Source organism: Saccharothrix obliqua, from assembly GCF_019375475.1.
Taxonomy (GTDB): domain Bacteria; phylum Actinomycetota; class Actinomycetes; order Mycobacteriales; family Pseudonocardiaceae; genus Actinosynnema; species Actinosynnema obliqua.
The window spans coordinates 267,658-283,089 of record NZ_JAHXGQ010000010.1 but is presented as its reverse complement, the minus strand read 5'-3'; the positions used below and the strand labels follow the sequence as shown (position 1 = coordinate 283,089).

Below are 15,432 nucleotides of genomic sequence, written 5' to 3'. Positions count from 1 at the left end.
ACATGAGTGGTGGTGCTCCCGGGAAGCCGGGAACACCGAGCCCGTCGGTCATGTCGACCAAGATCGTGGTCGCGGGCGGGTTCGGCGTCGGTAAGACCACGTTCGTCGGCTCGGTGTCGGAGATCGTCCCGTTGACCACCGAGGCGGTGATGACGGAGGCCAGCATCGGGGTGGACGACCTGACCGACACCCCGAACAAGGTGACCACCACGGTGGCCATGGACTTCGGCCGGGTGACGCTGGACCAGGAGCTGATCCTGTACCTGTTCGGCACACCCGGCCAGCACCGGTTCTGGTTCATGTGGGACGACCTGGTCAAGGGCGCGATCGGCGCGATCGTGCTGGTGGACACCCGGCGGCTGTCCGACGCGTTCGCCTCGATCGACTTCTTCGAGGACCGCGAACTGCCCTACGTGGTGGGGGTGAACTGCTTCGACGGCCTGCTGCACCACCGGATCGAGGACATCCGGGAAGCGCTGACCATCGACGAGTCGGTGCCGATCGTGCCGTGCGACGCGCGCAACCGGCAGTCGACCAAGCAGACGCTGATCACGTTGGTGCAGCACGTGATGCGCCAGCCGACGTTCGCCTGAGCCGCGGGCGGCGCCCCGGCGCCGCCCGCCCGGTTCTCACCGCCGCAGGACGAGGTCCGTCCCCGGCGCGTCGCCGACGACCAGCGCGCCGGTCGACTTCAGCAGCGGCAGCAGCGCCGCCAACGCCTGCCGCGCGGGCGGTTCGTCCGGTGTCGCGGCCAGTTCCACGCCGTGCAGCGCCTGCGCGGACACCAGCGCCAGTTCCGGCAACGCGCACGTGAAGCCGTGCAGCAGCCGCCGCACACCCATGTCCGCCAACGTGGTCAGGTTGTCCTCCACCACGTCCAGGCCGCTCGCCAGGCAACCGGAGTCCAGGCTCAGCCACAGCCGCTCCGCCGGCAAACCCGACCGCCGCAACGCGTCCGCGACGACGGCCGCGAGGTCCGGGTCCCGCGACTGGTCGGCCGACAACCGCACCGCGACCGGCACGCCCTCCGCCGCCGCGAACGCGCACGCCTCCTCCAGCAGCCACTCGCCGAGGTGGCCGCTCAACCCGAGTGTGTCCGCGAAGTCCAGGCACGCCTCGTGGTCGACGACGCCGAACTCCGCCTCGTCCCAGCGCAACCGGGCCGCGAACGCCACCGGCGTGCCGCCGCCCGCCGGTTCCAGCGGCCGGTAGTCGATGGCGATCTCGCCGTTCTCCAGCGCACCGGGCATGGTGGCGATGAGCGCCAGCCGCGTCCGGTCCCGCGCGTCCTCGCCCGCGTCGTAGATGCCCCACTGGCCCTTGCCGCCGCTCTCCGCGCGCCGCAGCGTCGAGTGCGCCTGGCGCAGCAGGGTCATCGCGTCCGGCTCGCGGGCGGAGGTACGCACGAAACCCATGCCCGCCGACACGCCCACGCCGTGGCCGGACAGGTAGACCGGTTCGGACAGCTCCCGGTCGATGGCGTCGGCGAGCGCCGAAATGCTCGGCGTGTCCGGGGTGTCCTCGATCAGCACCACGAACTCGTCGCCGCCGATCCGCGCCACGGTCGCGTTTTCTTCCGCCACGACGTCCCGCAGCCGCCGCGCGACCACCCGCAGCAACTCGTCGCCCGCCTCGTAGCCGAGGCCGTCGTTGACGATCGCCACGCTGTCCACGTCCAGGTAGCACAGCGTGATGGAGCCGGGTTTGTTGAGCGCTTCCTCCAGCCGGGGCAGGAAGCTCTGCCGATTCGGCAGGCCGGTCAGCACGTCGTGCAACGCCTGGTGCCGCAGGTAGTCGCGGAGCACCCGCTGCTCGGTGACGTCCTCCACCACGGCCACCCGCTGCGCCGGCCGCCCGTCCGCGTCGAGCACCAGGGAGAGCGTCGCGTTCGTCCACACCGGGTCGCCGAGCGGCCCGGTGAACTGCCGCTCGACCCGCGCGACCGCCTGCTCGGAGGACGTCCACGCGGTGCGCAGCGCGGCCAGTTCACCCGACTCGAACAACCGGGCGGGGATGGCGTCGTCCCCGCCGAGCATCCGCCGCAGGGCGGGGTTCACCTCGCGCACCGAGCCGTCCAGCTCGAAGACCGCGATGCCGACCCCGGTGGACGCGAACACCTGCTGGAACCGCGCCTCGCTGTCCCGCAGTTCCCGCCGCACCCCCACCAGGGCAGCCCGCGCTTCGTCGCGCTCAGCGGCGGCTTGCTCCCGGGCGGCGCGGGCCTGGTCGCGCTCAGCCGCTACCCGGTCTCGGGCGGCGCGAGCCTGGTCGAGTTCAGCGGCGGTCTGCTCGTGGGCGGCGCGGGCTTCGTCGAGTTCGGCGGCGGCCCGGTCTCGGGTGGCCGCCGCGTAGCCGGCCGCGAGGGCGCCCAGCACCTCCGCCATCCGCGCCGCGTCGACGCCGGCGAACCCCTCACCCAGTACCGCCACCGTGCGGCGGAGGGCGTCCGGGTCGGTGAACCCGGCGGCCACCAGCCAGGCTCCTACCTCACCCGCCGCGCCCGGCAGCCCCGCCGCGTCCGGCGACGTCCCCGCGTTGGGCAGCCCCGTCGTGCTCGGCGACTCCACCGCATCCGGCGATACCGCATCGGGCGATACCGGGTCCGGCGGTACCGCGTTCGGCAGCACCGGGTCCGGCGGTCTCGGAGCGCCCAACAGGGCGCACAACACCTCCCAATGCCTGGTCAGCCGAGCGCGCAGCTCCGTCCGCTCCGGCGGGGTGCGCGTGCTGTCGACCAGCGCGCGCACCCACCCGTCCACCGGGTGCGGCCGTGGGTCATCCGCCTCGGGGCGTCTGCCCGGGGCCGGCTCTGCTCGTGTCGAATCTGTCATGGCGGGGAGGTCGCGCGTAAAGATCAGTCCGCAAATCTTGCGGACCGCGCGCCCCCCGCGTCAAGGCTTGCGGCCGACCGCCGCGTACAGGTTCGCGCGACCCGGGTCGGACGGCACGTCCTCCGGCGACTCGGGCCGCCACTCCGGCGTGAACACCAGACCCGGCGGGATCAGCTCGAAGCCGTCCATCATCGCCAGCACCTGCTCCCGCGTGCGCGGGGTGATCGGCTCGGCGGTGCCGCGGAAGATGTCCGCGCCCGCCGCCATCGCCCGCGGCATCCGGTCCGGTGTGAAGTGCGACAGCGCCAGGTGGCTGCCGGGCGCGAGCGCGTCCCGGTAGCGGGCCAGCACGTCCCACGGGTCGTCCTCGTCCGGCACGAACTGGAGCACGCCCACCGCGAGCAGCCCGATCGGCCGGTCGAGGTCGAGCAGCCGCCGGGTCTCCGGCGCGTCCAGCACGGCCTCCGGGTCGCGCAGGTCGGCCTGCACCGCACCCGCGCCCCGGTTCGCCGCGAGCAGCAGCCCGGCATGGGTCACGGCCACCGGCTCCACGTCCACGTACACCACCCGGCACGCCGGGTCCGCCTCCTGGGCGACCTCGTGCACGTTGCCCACGGTCGGGATGCCCGAGCCCAGGTCCAGGAACTGGGTGATCCCCTCCGCGACCAGGGCCTGCACGGCCCGTCGCAGGTAGGACCGGTTCAACCGGGCCATCTGCCGCACCGGCAGCACCCGGGCCAAGTCCTCCGCGACCGCCCGGTCGGCGGCGAAGTTGTGCCCGCCGCCGAGCAGGTAGTCGTAGATCCGGGCGGAGCTGGGCGACGCGACGTCAACGCTGTCCGGGGCCCAGCCGAGTCGTTCGGCCACCACGCACCTCACACGCTGGAAAGTTCGCGACCACCGTAATGGCACGGCGACCGCCACCCCCGGCTGAAACGGCATGGTTCACCCACACGTGGCGCGGTCGGCGGGCAGGTTGCGCCGGAAACTTTCAGGGAGCCTGCCTGATAGTTAGCCGGTGGATCTATCAGGCAGGCTCCCTGAAAGATAGCCGGCGAAACTTTCAGGCAGCCTGCCTGATAGAAGGGCTGGCGGGATCTTTCAGGAAGCCTGCCTGATAGATAGCCGGCGGGTTCTGTCAAGAGGCTGCCCCGGAGGGCCGCGGATCTTTCAGGGAGGTTGCCTGATAGTTAGCCGGTGGCGGCTGTGGGGAGGCTGCCCGGGAGGGCCGGCGGAAACTTTCAGGGAGCCTGCCTGATAGATACCACCGGCTATCTATCAGGCAGGCTCCCTGATAGATAGCGGCCGGGGGTGGTGCCTTCGCGAGGTCCTGGTCTAGACGGTCATCCACTCGGTGACGGCGGTGGTGCCGCCGATCCGGACGTGCAGGCGCACGGGGCCCGCGGGCGGTGGGCCGAGGAGGAAGCTGCCGAGTTCGTCCAGCTCGGTCTCCTCCACCGGCCCGCGCGGCGTGACCAGGGCGACCGAACCCCGCCGGGTGGGCACGACCTGTCCCGTCACACCGGCCGTGGTCACCTCCACCTGCACCGAACAACCCTCCGCCTCGAACACGAGCTGCCGCGCCGGCAACGCGGCACGGGCCCGGCCCGCCAACCCGACGTCCAGCACCGAGTCGTAGCTGGTGATCAGCAGCAGCTCGGCGTCCACCGCACGCCACGCGAACGCACCACGCGCCGCCTCCAGGAACTCCGGCGGCACGTCGCGGGCCTCGGCGAGCGCCTCGGCCAGGTCACCGAGCAGCACCTCATCGCTCTCCCACGCCGGATCGCTCACCGAGCACACCTCCTCCCGCGCCGGGACGCCCCGGCTCGACCAACCTCAGCACCGCGGGTGTCCGGCGGAGCTTGTCCAGGCACCGGACGCGGGTCGGTCCGATGCTGCCGACCGGCATGGCCAACCGGCTGCCGACCGCCGCGTAGCTCGGCGGCGGGTCGGCCATCAGCTCCGCCAGCAACCGGCGGCACTGCTCGGACAGCAGCCGGAACCCGTCCCGCAACGCCTGCCTGCGTTGGGCCGCCTCCATCTCCTCGTCGAGGTCGGCCACCGCGTCGACCGGGCTCGCCGGCTCGTCGTCGGACAGCGGGTCGTACGGCTGGGTCCGCCGCTGCGCGCGCAACACCCGCAGGCACTCGTTGCGGGTGGTCGTGGCGATCCAACCGGGCAGCGCCTCGGGGTCGCGGAGCCCGTCGATCCGCTCGACCAGGCGCAGCCACAGCGTCTGGTTCACGTCGGCGGCGTCCGCGGGCCGCAACCGGTGCCGGTGGACGACGGCCAGCACCAGCGGCGCGTACCGCGCCACGATCTCGTTCCAGGCCCGCTGGTCGCCCCGCGCCGCCGCCCCGACCAGGGCGGCTATGGGTGATGCAGGGGTCACGGCCACTCCTGGGCTCAGGTCTCCCGGTCGTTCCCACACCCTACGGAGCACGCACGGCCCCGGTGGATACGGGTTACTCCACCAACGTGCCGTAACCGGGGAAGAACTCGGTCCCGGCGAGCAGCTGGTCGCGGGCGGCCGTCGCGGAAAGACCGTGCGTGGTCATGGTTTCCGCGATGCGGCCCGCCACGTGCGGCGCGGCGAACGACGTGCCGAGCCAGTAGGCGAACCGGTCGTACACGTCGACCCGCGAGTCGCCGGGCAGCACCCACCGACCACGCAGGTAGGTGCTCGTCCGGTTGCCGACCGCGCAGGCGTCCACCCAGTGCCCGTGGTTGGAGTAGCACGCGGGCGCCTGGCTGCCGTCGCGTTCCCGCGCGACCGCCGCGACACCCACCACGCCGGGCAGGGCGGCGGGCCACGACGGGCGCGTGGTGCCCTGGTTGCCCGCCGAAGCGACGACGACCACGCCCGCGGGCAGCTTCTGGAGCGCGCGCCGGACCGGTTCGGACGCCACGTCGTCCTGGGTGAAGCAGCCGAGCGAGACGTTGACGACGTGCACGCGCTCGTCGAACGACGTCAACGCCCGCGCCAGGTCCTCCTCGGTGCCCAGGCCGGTCGGGTCGAGCGCCTTCTCCGGGTCGACCCGGACGCCCGGCGCGGCCTGGCGCACGACGCCCGCGACGAACGTGCCGTGCCCGCCTTCCACGGCGAACACGTCGTCGTACGCGTAGGCGGCGTCGACCTCGTCGGTCCGCGCCAGGAACGCGCCGCCCAGCCAGCGCGGGTGGTCGGTGGCGGCGGTCCGGGAGATGCCGGTGTCCACCACGCCCACCACGACGCCCCGGCCCCGGCTCTCGGAACCCGCGGGCGGGTCGGGCAGCGGCTGGCCGACGTGCGGCGGTTGACCCGGGTGGCCGTGCATGTTGCCGCCGTGGCCGACGACGACGTGGTGCGGCTGCACGAACGGCACCCGCTCGCCGGGCCACTGCCGGGGATCGCGCAGCAGCCGCACGATCGCCGGCACGTCGTCGGGGTTGCGCGGCAGCACCAGGCGGGCGACGCCCGCGAAGTCCCGGCCGCGCTCGTTGACGACGTGGTTCTGGCTGAGCTTGCGGGAAACCCGGAGCACGTCCTCGGGCGTGGTCAGCAGTTCCCGCGCGACGAACAGGAACTCGCGACCCGGCTCCGGGTGGAGGCGGAAGTCCTGGTGCGCCCGGATCGCCGCGTCGAACGCCTTCCGGTACAACTCCTCGCGCGGTTCGGACACCACGGCCTCGCAGCGACGTCGAAGGGTGCAGAACCGGATCAAGCTATCACAGCGCCCGTGGTAATAATGTCGTTCCGTGGCCGTGGTTTCCGCCGCCGCAGCGCTGGCCGCCCGGCAACGGGACCCGCACGCGGCGATCGCACTGGGCCGTTCGGCGCTGGGCGCCGCGCGGGCGGCGGGCGACGTGGCGGAGGCGTCGGCCGCCGAGCGGGCGATCGGGTTGTCGCTGCGGGAGTTGCACGACTTCGACGGCGCGCTCCGGCACTTGCGGCGCGCGGTGCGGATAGCCGAACGCGCGGGTGCGGCGCGGTCGGCGGCGCTGGCCCGGGTGAGCCTCGCGTTCGTGCTGTCCAACACCGGGCGGCACGCGCAGGCGTTGCGCGCGGTGAACGCGGCGCTGCCGCTGTTGCGCGGGGTGGACGCGGACAACGCCCGGATGCAGCGCGGGTTGGTGCTGCACTACCTGTGCCGGTACGACGAGGCGCGGCGCGAGTACAACTGGGCGGTCGAGGCGGCCCGCCGCGCGGGCGACCGGCTGGGCGAGGCGCGGGCCCGCAACAACCGGGGCCTGCTCAGCGCGTACACCGGCGGCCTGCGCGCGGCCGACGAGGACTTCGACCGGGCCGCCGCGTTGTACCGGGAGCTGGACCAGGAGCTGGCCGTCGCCGACGTCCGGTGGAACGCGGGCATCTCGGCGTCCCGCGCGGGCGACGTGCCGCGTGCGCTGACCCGGTTCGCGGAGGCGGAGCGGGAGTACCGGCGGCTGGCCGTGCCACGCCCGGCGCTGCTGGTGAACCGGTTGGAGCTGCTGGTTTCCGTGCCGCTGCTGGAGGAGGCGCGCGCGGCGGCGGACCGGGCGCTGGCGGAACTGGGCGACGACTTGGCGCTGGCGCGCTCCGAGGCGGTGTTCTACCGGGCGCGGATCGCGTTGGCGGAGGGCGACCTGGACCTGGCGGTGCGGATGGCGGTGTTGGCGCGCAAGGGTTTCCGCCGCGAGAAGCGCGAGGTGTGGGAGGTCGGCGCGCGGCACGTGGAGCTGCGTGCCGCGTACCTCGGCGGCACGCGGTCTCGGCGGCTGTGCGCGGCGATGGCGCGGGTGGCGTCCAGGCTGGACGAACTGGGCTGGCGGATGGCGGCCCTGGAGGCGCGGGTGGACGCCGCGTTGATCGCCCGCGAACTCGGCGACCGGCGGCGGGCGCTGGCGGAGCTGACGACGGCGGGCGCGGCGCGGCGCGGCGGTCCGGCGGCGCACCGCGTGCAGGGCTGGTACGCCGAGGCGTTGCGGCGGGACCTGGCGGGTGACGCGCGTGGCGCGCGCCGCGCGTTGCGCCGGGGCCTGCGCCTGCTGGACGAGTACCGGGTTTCGCTGGGAGCGGCGGAGTTGCGGGCGTTGTCCGGCGCGCGGGGCGCGGCGCTCGCGTCGGAGGGGTTGCGGTCGGCGGTCGCGAGCGGGCACGCCGGGCGGGTGCTCGGCTGGGCGGAGAGCTGGCGTGCGGGCGCGTTGCGGATGACGCCCGCCCGGCCGCCGGAGGACTCGGGGCTCGCGGCGGCGCTGGCCGAGTTGCGGGCGGTGACCGCGGACATCGACGCCGCGCTGCTGGCGGGCAGACCCGTCGCGGCGTTGCGGCAGCGGCAGCGGCGCGGCGAGCAGCGGGTGCGCGAGCTGACCCGGCGGACCAGCGGCGGCGGCGCGGTGGGCCGGGTGCCCGCGGTGCGCGACCTGGTGCGCGTGCTGGGTGAAGCGGCGCTGGTGGAGTACGTCGACCTGGAGGGCGCGTTGCTCGCCGTGGTGGTGGCGGGCGGCCGGGCGAGCCTGCACCGGCTGGGCCCGGCGGCGGCCGTCGTGCGGGAGCTGCGGTTGCTGCGGTTCGCGTTGCACCGCCTGGTGACGCTGCCCGAGCACGTGGACCGGTCGGCGGCGCGGTCGGGCGCGGAGCACGCGGCGGCGCGGCTGGACGACGGGTTGCTCGGTCCGCTGCGGCGCAGGCTGGGCGACCGGCCGCTGGTGCTCGCGCCGACCGGTGTGCTGGGTGGTCTGCCGTGGTCGGTGCTGCCCGCGTGCCGGGGCCGTTCGGTGTCGGTCACGCCGTCCGCGGCGGTGTGGTTGCGCGCGATGTCGTCCACGCGGCCGGCGCACGGCCGGGCGGTGCTCGCGGCCGGGCCGCGGCTGCCCGCGGCGCCCACCGAGATCGCCGCCGTCGACCGGCTCGCGGGCGGCGCGTCGGTCCTGGTCGGTGGTGCGGCGACGGTGGACGCGGTGGCGTCCGCGATGGACGGCGCGCCGCTCGCGCACGTCGCGGCGCACGGGACGTTCCGGGCGGACAACCCGTTGTTCTCGGCGTTGGAACTGGCCGACGGTCCGCTGACCGTGTACGACCTGGAGCGGCTGCGCACGCCGCCGGAGCGGGTGGTGCTGTCGGCGTGCGACTCGGGCCGGTCGGCGGTGCGGCCGGGTGACGAGCTGATGGGTTTCACGGCGGCGTTGCTGGGCCTGGGCACGCGGACCCTGGTCGCGCCGGTCGTGCCGGTGCCCGCCGAGGCCACCACGGCGTTGATGGTGGAGCTGCACCGCGGGCTCGGCGCGGGCCGCTCGCCCGCGGCGGCACTGGCCTGCGCGCAGTCCGCCCACGCGGGTCGCGGCGACGTGGAGTTCGCGGCCAGTGCGGGTTTCCTGTGCTTCGGCGCGTGACGCCACGCGGGTAGGGTGCGCGGCGGGAGGTGTGCCGGTGGACGCACGAGCCATGCTCGCCGTCGCGGTCGAGGAAGCCCGGCTGGGGTCGGCGGCCGGCGGCATCCCGATCGGGGCCGCGTTGTTCACCGCCGACGGCGTGCTGCTCGGGCGCGGGCACAACCGGCGCGTGCAGGACGGCGACGCCTCCGCGCACGCCGAGACCGCGGCGTTCCGCGCGGCGGGCAGGCGGCGCACCTACCGGGACACCGTGCTGGTGACGACCCTGTCGCCGTGCTGGTATTGCAGCGGCCTGGTCCGCCAGTTCGGCATCCCGCGCGTGGTGGTCGGCGAAGCCCGCACGTTCCGCGGCGGCCAGGACTGGCTGGCCGAGCACGGCGTGGCGATCGAGCTGCTGGACGACGACGGCTGCGCGCGGATGATGGCCGCCTTCACCACCGCCCACCCGGACCTGTGGTCCGAGGACATCGGCCGGAACTGACCCACCACCGCGGGCCGCACGGCCGGCGGGACCGCGCCGCGCCCCGAGGACCCGGGGCGCGCGTCGGCGCACCGCCGCTGTGCCGGGGCGGTGTCGCCGCACCGCCTCCGGGGGTGGGTCGGAGGCGGTGCGGTGGCCCTACACGCGGGTGAGGGCTTCGTCCAGGGTGGGCACCACGGTGAACACCGCGCTGAGCCCGGTCGCCTCGATCGGGCGCAGCACCGCGCGCCCGGCGGCGACCAGCACCAGCGGTACCCCGAGTTCACCGGCCCGCTTGCTCCCGGTGACGAGCGCCTCCAGGCCCGCCGAGCCGAGGAACCGGACCCCGTCGAGGTCCACCACGACCCCGAGGACCCCGTCGACCAGGGCGGTCCGCAACGGCTTGGCCAGTTCCTCGGCGCTGCTCGCGTCCAGCTCACCGGACACGTGCAGCACCACCACCCCCTCCGATGGCCGGTCCACGCGCACGGACGCCAGCGCTGCCGCGGGTTCTGGCACGCCCGTCTCCTCTCTCATCGCGCACCGCCGGTGCGGTGCGTGGTCTTCGTGGCTCACGGTAGTCCCGCGGCCGGGTCGGTGGTCGCCGCCGCCACGCGGTCGACCAGGTCGCGGGGGTCCGGCGACGCGCCGAGAGCCCGCCGCTGCCGCGCCGCGCCGCTGCCGTGCGAGCGCAGCCGGTCCAGGTGGGCGGTCACCAGGTCGTGGCAGCCCGCGTCGTGCAACGCGTCGGCGCAGAACCCGACCAGCTCCCCGAGGAGGTCCCGCGCCGGCCGCAGCCGCCCGTCGCGCGGGTCCACGCCCAAACCGTCCACGCCGTCCCGCGCGGCGCGCCAGTACGCGGCACGCAGCAGCACGTCGTCCACGGGCGGCGCGGGTGGCGCTTCGGCGGCGGTGCGGGCGAAGGCGCGGACGACCTCCGCGAACACGTGCGCCTCGTGGGCGGTCTGCGGGATGTCGGCTACCCGCACCTCCACGGTCGGCACGTGCGCGGACGGCCGCACGTCCCAGTAGACCATCTTCTCGTCCAGCAACACCTCGGTGCTGACCAGCGAGTGGACCAACCGGTCGTAGTGCTCGACCGAGTCCAGGTGCGGCGGCGGGCCGCTGACCGGCCACCGCGTCCACACCATCGAGCGCCAGCTCGCGTACCCCGTGTCCTCGGCGCGCTCGACGGGCGAGTTCGCGCTCAACGCCAGCAACGTCGGCAGCCACGGCCGCAGCGCGTTGGACACCAGCACCGCGGTGGCCCGGTCCGGCACGCCGACGTGGACGTGCATCCCGCACACGCCCTGCCCGCCGAGCAGCTTGCGGTGGGTGTGCTCCATCAGCCGGTAGCGGGGGTCGTCGGTGCCCGGCGGCGGTCCGGCGGTGCCGACCGGCGGCACGCCGGAGGCCAGCAGCAGGCACCCCGCGGCCCGCGCCGCGGCGGCCAGGTGCGCGCGGCCGGCGAGCACCTGCTCGCCCAGCTCGGCGGACGTGCGGCACACCGGCGTGGCCACCTCGATCTGGTACGGCGTCAGCTCGCGCTGCACGTCGAACCGCCCGTCGGCCCGCTGCGCGACCTCACCGGCCTTGGGCACGGGGCGGCGCGTCTCGGGGTCGACCAGCAGGAACTCCTGTTCCACGCCGACGGTCCACGGCTGCGTCATGGCGATCCCATACCCCGTCACGCGCTGGTTCAACCCCGGAGTTTCCGACGTCACGCGGGCGGGCACCACAGCGTGGTGAGACTGCGCCGCAGCGATCCGTCCGGTCCCGGCTGGCGCCGCGTGCGCCGGGGCCGCGGGTTCGGTTACGTCGACGACACCGGCGCGCGACCCGACGCCGCGGAGCTGGCCCGCGTCAAGGCGTTGGCGATACCGCCCGCGTGGCGCGACGTCTGGGTGTGCCCGCACGCGAACGGCCACCTCCAGGCGGTCGGCACGGATTCGGCGGGCCGCCGCCAGTACCTGTACCACGAGCGGTGGCGGCGGGAGCGGGACGAGGAGAAGCACGACCGGGTGCTGGACCTCGCGCCCGCGCTGCCGGGGTTCCGCGCCGAGGTCGCCCGCGCGCTCGACGGCCGGGGCCGCGACCGCGACCGGGTGCTGGCGGTCGCGTTGACGTTGCTCGACCGCGGCGTGTTCCGCGTGGGTGGCGAGGAGTACACCGAGGACAACGGCTCGCACGGCGTGGCGACCCTGCTGTGCCGGCACGCGGTGGTCCGCGGCGCGCGGGTCGGGCTGCGCTACCCGGCGAAGGGCGGCGCGGAGTTCACCACGGCGTTGACCAACCCGGCGCTGGCGCGGGCGGTGCGGGCGTTGCGGCGCGGGCGCGGCGACGACGACCGGCTGCTGGTGGACCGCGCGGGCCACGAGGTCGACGCGGCGGACGTGAACGAGCGGTTCAAGGAACTGGTGGGCGCGGAGTTCTCGGTGAAGGACCTGCGCACGTGGCACGCGACGGTGCTGGCCGCCGCGGCGTTCGCCGCCGCGGGTCGGCCGGGTTCCCAGCGGGGCCGCAAGCGGGTCGAGGCGGCGGTGATGCGGGAGGTGTCCGAGGAGTTGGGCAACACGCCCGCCGTGGCGCGGAAGTCCTATGTGGACCCCCGCGTGGTCGCCGCCTACCACCGGGGACGGGTGGTGGAGCCGGCGTCGGACGACCGCGCGGACGTCGAGCGGGCGGTGCTGGTGCTGCTGGGGCGCCGACCGGTGCGATGATCGGGGTCCGCGTCGACGGACGTGAACGGGTGGCTGCACCTGGTGCAGCGCGCCACCGGCGAGGCGTTGCCGCTCGACCGGCCGCCCCGACCGGAGTGGGTGCGGTCGGCCGCGCTCGTCCTGGACACGGCCGCAGACACCGGTGGCCTGCCGGTGGACGAGGTGGTCACCCGCCGGGCCTGGTTGAGCGAGGCGTTGGCGCGGCACGGCCTGCGGCCCGAGGACTTCGCGCCCTCGCTGCGCGCCGACGACGTGGTCCGGGCCTGCCTGGCACTGGCCGGCGTCACACCGGCGGAGGCGGCCGGGACGCCGGAGGACCTCAAGGCCGAGTTGACGGCGTGGCGCGAGGTGGTGCCCGTCCTGCCGTGAAACCCCACGCTCACGAGGAGAGCAGCGCGCCCACGTCCTCGTGCAGCCGCAGGGAACCGCCGGTGAGCACGACGTCCGCGTCGCACTTCGCCGCGAGCAGCGGCAGGACCTCGTCGGCCCGCCCGCCGACCGCCTCGCGCGAACCCACCAGCGGGTCGGTCAGCAGCAGCGTCTCCACGACGCCCCGCTCCAACGCCGCCTGCACGTCCGCCACGCCGTGCGCCGCACGTCCGGTCAGCCGCGCCGACTCGTCCCGGAACCGCCGCACCACGGCCCGCCGCAGGTCCTGGTCGGCGCGGCCGGCGAGCGCCGCCACCGCGGGCTCCGGTGCGCCGTCGACCTCCACCACCAGGTGCCGGTAACCGGCGGGCAGCGCGACCCGCAGCGACCGCCGCGCGGCCAGCGGACCCGCCAGCACCAGCAGCGGCGCGCCCAGCCGGTCCACCAGCGCCGTGACCTCGGTCGCGACGTCCGCCAGCTCGGCCGCGCCCAGCCGCCGGTCCGACCGGCGCGCGCCGACCGACGCCACGGCCACCGCCCGCCCCGTCGGGTCGACGCCACGCAGGTCCGCGCCGTGCGGCCCGACGTTCACCACGACGTGCGACAGCAGCGGTTCGGCGAGGTCCACGAACGGCAGCAGGTAGGGCAACGGCCCGCTGCGCGCCACCGCGCCCGGCGGCGGCACCGGCAGGTACCGGTCGACCAGCACCCGTCCCGCGCCCGCGACCAGACCGCGGGCCGCCATCCCGGTGGGTGGTTCGGCGACCAGCAGGGCGTCGGACAGCACGTCCAGGGACTCCCGGTCCGCGCCCGCGCCCTCCAACTGGTCGCGCACCGCCCGCCACCGCAGGTCGACGTGGTCGGAAACGTCGAGGAACACCGAGACGAACGGGCCCCCTACGCCGACCACCCCGTGCCAGTTCCGCATCACGACCTCCCAGTAGACCGTCACTGGGATCGGTACCCGTCGGACGGGTGCGGCAACCGTCGCGGTGTCGAAGAACGCTCGCACCACACGCAACTCTCGGCGATGGCCACCGACGCGAAACCGAGCAGCAGGTGTGCCGCGCCACCTGCGAAACCCGTGTCCAGCGGGCCGCCCTGGTCGCCGACGCCGTAGGCGAACACGACCAGGAAAACCACGCCCATGAGGGTGCCGACCAGTCGCGTGAGCGGTCTGCGGAACGCCGTCGCCGCCATCGCGAGCCCGGTCGCGCCGTGCAGCACGGCCAGCGGCGGCCGACCCGCGGCCAGGTCCACCAGGGCCCACGTCACCAGCAGCGCGCCGAGCGCCAACGCGGTGCGCTGCGGCCAGGACAGCTGTGCCACGGCGACCACTCCTCCCGATCGGTCAAACGTCGTCGAGCAGGCTGCGCAACCGCGCCAAGGAGCGGCTGAGCAACCGGGACACGTGCATCTGCGACACCCCGACCGAATCGGCGATCTGGCTCTGCGTCATGTTCCGGAAGAACCGCAGCACCACGATCCGCCGCTCCCGCCGGGGGAGTCCGCGCAGCATCGGGTCCAGGGCGTGCTGGATCTCCACGACCTCCAGCGCCGGGTCGTCCGACGCCAGCGCGTCCGCGGCGTCCAGCTCGCCGCCGGTCATCTCGTCCAGCGACAGCAGGTGGTGCGCGGAGGTCGCGTGCAGGCCCTCGTACACCTCGTCCACGCTGATGCCGAGGTGGCGGGCCACCTCGGTCGGCTTGGGCGAGCGGCCGGTGCGGCGGGCCAGCTCCACCCGCGCCGTGTCGATGGCCAGGCACAGCTCCTTGAGCCGACGCGGCACCCGCACCGCCCAGCCCTGGTCGCGCAGGTAGCGGCGGACTTCGCCGGTGATGGTGGGCACCGCGAACGCCAGGAAGTCGATGCCCCTGGTCGCGTCGAACCGGTCCACCGCGTGGATCAGGCCCAGCGCGGCCACCTGCCGCAGGTCCTCGACGTTCTCGCCGCGCTCGGCGAACCGGTCGGCGATGTGCCTGGCCAGCGGCAGGTGCTCGGTGACCAGCCGGTCCCGCAGCCGTGCGTACCGCGTGCCGTCCCGCTGGGCCGCCGCCAGCTCGCGGAACATCGGTTGGTAGTCGACCGCGCTCATGCCCGGCACCTCAGTTCGACGTGCAGCAAGCCGTCTCCGTCCACCCACGTGGTCACCGTGTCGGTCACCGCGCTGACGACCCGCCAGTACAACGAGCGGTGATCGGGCACGGTCACGGCCGAGGAGCTGACCTCTGCGCGAAACCGAACGGAATCACCGTCGCGGTGGAACCGGCACCGCAGGACGGCTTGTCCGCGGGCCTTCGCGATGAGCGTGGAGCACGCCTCGTCGACGGCGATCACGAGGTCGATCGCGAGTTCGGGTGTGGACCGCGCGACGGCGTGCGCGACGGCGCGGACCGTGGGCAGGTGAGCGGGTCGGGCCGCCATTCTCAATTCCACGTCCGCGCCGTCCATGCAAGGCGCATACCCGGCCCGCGTCCGGACTACACCCGCGGGTGACACGGCCGGGTGACACCGGATCGTTCCGGCGACCGGCCGCGCCGGGCGGGCCGGGTCGGCTCAGCCCGGCCGCCGGCAGGTCGACCGTCGGGGCACGCGGGATGACACCGGGGCCGGATCCGCGGCGTGGTTCCCGTCGGCGCGCGCGACGAAATCCGGCGATTTCGTGCCGCTGGATTCACCGGACATCCGGCCGGTGCGG

The 15,432-nt window shown here is 74.7% G+C and carries 16 protein-coding genes; 5 read left to right on the top strand and 11 right to left on the bottom strand.

The window, feature by feature from the left end; translation table 11 throughout:
• The first annotated feature begins 2 nt into the window (after positions 1 to 2).
• Entirely contained in the window at positions 3 to 593 is a 591-nt protein-coding gene (locus KZQ38_RS28530; protein WP_219446171.1) for a GTP-binding protein, read from the top strand.
• 36 nt (positions 594 to 629) lie between these two features.
• On the opposite strand, the gene KZQ38_RS28525 is transcribed toward KZQ38_RS28530, so the two are convergent.
• The 5 genes from KZQ38_RS28525 to KZQ38_RS28505 form a co-directional block, all read right to left on the bottom strand.
• On the bottom strand, positions 630 to 2,747 hold the full coding sequence (locus tag KZQ38_RS28525) for a diguanylate cyclase domain-containing protein (RefSeq protein WP_308258637.1): 2,118 nt from the start codon (positions 2,745 to 2,747) through the stop codon (positions 630 to 632).
• A gap of 144 nt (positions 2,748 to 2,891) precedes the next feature.
• On the bottom strand, positions 2,892 to 3,698 hold the full coding sequence (locus KZQ38_RS28520; protein ID WP_219446163.1) for an SAM-dependent methyltransferase: 807 nt from the start codon (positions 3,696 to 3,698) through the stop codon (positions 2,892 to 2,894).
• A gap of 468 nt (positions 3,699 to 4,166) precedes the next feature.
• Complete coding sequence (locus KZQ38_RS28515) at positions 4,167 to 4,625, bottom strand: hypothetical protein (RefSeq protein ID WP_219446162.1); 459 nt, start codon at positions 4,623 to 4,625, stop codon at positions 4,167 to 4,169.
• On the bottom strand, positions 4,597 to 5,226 hold the full coding sequence (locus KZQ38_RS28510) for an RNA polymerase sigma factor (RefSeq protein ID WP_219446161.1): 630 nt from the start codon (positions 5,224 to 5,226) through the stop codon (positions 4,597 to 4,599). Before KZQ38_RS28510 ends, KZQ38_RS28515 begins: the two co-directional genes overlap by 29 nt.
• 73 nt (positions 5,227 to 5,299) lie before the next feature.
• Positions 5,300 to 6,496: a S8 family serine peptidase gene (locus KZQ38_RS28505; protein ID WP_308258636.1), complete on the bottom strand. Its 1,197-nt coding sequence runs from the start codon at positions 6,494 to 6,496 to the stop codon at positions 5,300 to 5,302.
• Positions 6,497 to 6,572: 76 nt separating this feature from the next.
• Between KZQ38_RS28505 and KZQ38_RS37300 the strand changes: the two genes are divergently transcribed.
• Both KZQ38_RS37300 and KZQ38_RS28495 read left to right on the top strand, forming a co-directional pair.
• A complete protein-coding gene (locus tag KZQ38_RS37300; RefSeq protein ID WP_219446159.1) occupies positions 6,573 to 9,185 on the top strand; it encodes a CHAT domain-containing tetratricopeptide repeat protein in 2,613 nt (870 codons plus the stop codon).
• A 52-nt stretch (positions 9,186 to 9,237) separates the two neighbouring features.
• Positions 9,238 to 9,666, top strand: coding sequence for a nucleoside deaminase (locus tag KZQ38_RS28495; protein WP_219446270.1), 429 nt, complete (start codon positions 9,238 to 9,240; stop codon positions 9,664 to 9,666).
• A 138-nt stretch (positions 9,667 to 9,804) separates the two neighbouring features.
• Here the strand turns inward: KZQ38_RS28495 and KZQ38_RS28490 are convergent, their stop codons facing one another.
• Positions 9,805 to 10,164 (bottom strand): STAS domain-containing protein, encoded by a 360-nt coding sequence (locus tag KZQ38_RS28490; RefSeq protein WP_219446158.1) that lies wholly within the window; start codon positions 10,162 to 10,164, stop codon positions 9,805 to 9,807.
• A 53-nt stretch (positions 10,165 to 10,217) separates the two neighbouring features.
• On the bottom strand, positions 10,218 to 11,315 hold the full coding sequence (locus KZQ38_RS28485) for a carboxylate-amine ligase (protein WP_219446157.1): 1,098 nt from the start codon (positions 11,313 to 11,315) through the stop codon (positions 10,218 to 10,220).
• Positions 11,316 to 11,390: 75 nt separating this feature from the next.
• Here KZQ38_RS28485 and KZQ38_RS28480 point away from each other — a divergent pair, with 75 nt between their 5' ends.
• The gene (locus KZQ38_RS28480; protein ID WP_219446155.1) at positions 11,391 to 12,365 is read left to right on the top strand and encodes a DNA topoisomerase IB; all 975 of its coding nucleotides are present in this window, start codon (positions 11,391 to 11,393) and stop codon (positions 12,363 to 12,365) included.
• Between the two features lie 21 nt (positions 12,366 to 12,386).
• Positions 12,387 to 12,734, top strand: a complete 348-nt coding sequence (locus tag KZQ38_RS28475; protein ID WP_219446153.1) for a hypothetical protein — start codon at positions 12,387 to 12,389, stop codon at positions 12,732 to 12,734.
• Positions 12,735 to 12,744: 10 nt separating this feature from the next.
• Here KZQ38_RS28475 and KZQ38_RS28470 read toward each other — a convergent pair whose 3' ends face one another.
• From KZQ38_RS28470 to KZQ38_RS28455, 4 genes are read right to left on the bottom strand one after another with little or no spacing between them, the layout of a single operon-like run.
• Complete coding sequence (locus KZQ38_RS28470; protein WP_308258635.1) at positions 12,745 to 13,686, bottom strand: baeRF2 domain-containing protein; 942 nt, start codon at positions 13,684 to 13,686, stop codon at positions 12,745 to 12,747.
• Positions 13,683 to 14,063, bottom strand: a complete 381-nt coding sequence (locus KZQ38_RS28465) for a hypothetical protein (RefSeq protein ID WP_219446151.1) — start codon at positions 14,061 to 14,063, stop codon at positions 13,683 to 13,685. The genes KZQ38_RS28470 and KZQ38_RS28465 overlap by 4 nt, the downstream gene beginning before the upstream one ends.
• A 22-nt stretch (positions 14,064 to 14,085) precedes the next feature.
• On the bottom strand, positions 14,086 to 14,829 hold the full coding sequence (locus KZQ38_RS28460) for a SigB/SigF/SigG family RNA polymerase sigma factor (RefSeq protein WP_219446150.1): 744 nt from the start codon (positions 14,827 to 14,829) through the stop codon (positions 14,086 to 14,088).
• Positions 14,826 to 15,158, bottom strand: a complete 333-nt coding sequence (locus KZQ38_RS28455; RefSeq protein ID WP_257902398.1) for an ATP-binding protein — start codon at positions 15,156 to 15,158, stop codon at positions 14,826 to 14,828. Before KZQ38_RS28455 ends, KZQ38_RS28460 begins: the two co-directional genes overlap by 4 nt.
• Positions 15,159 to 15,432 lie beyond the last annotated feature (274 nt).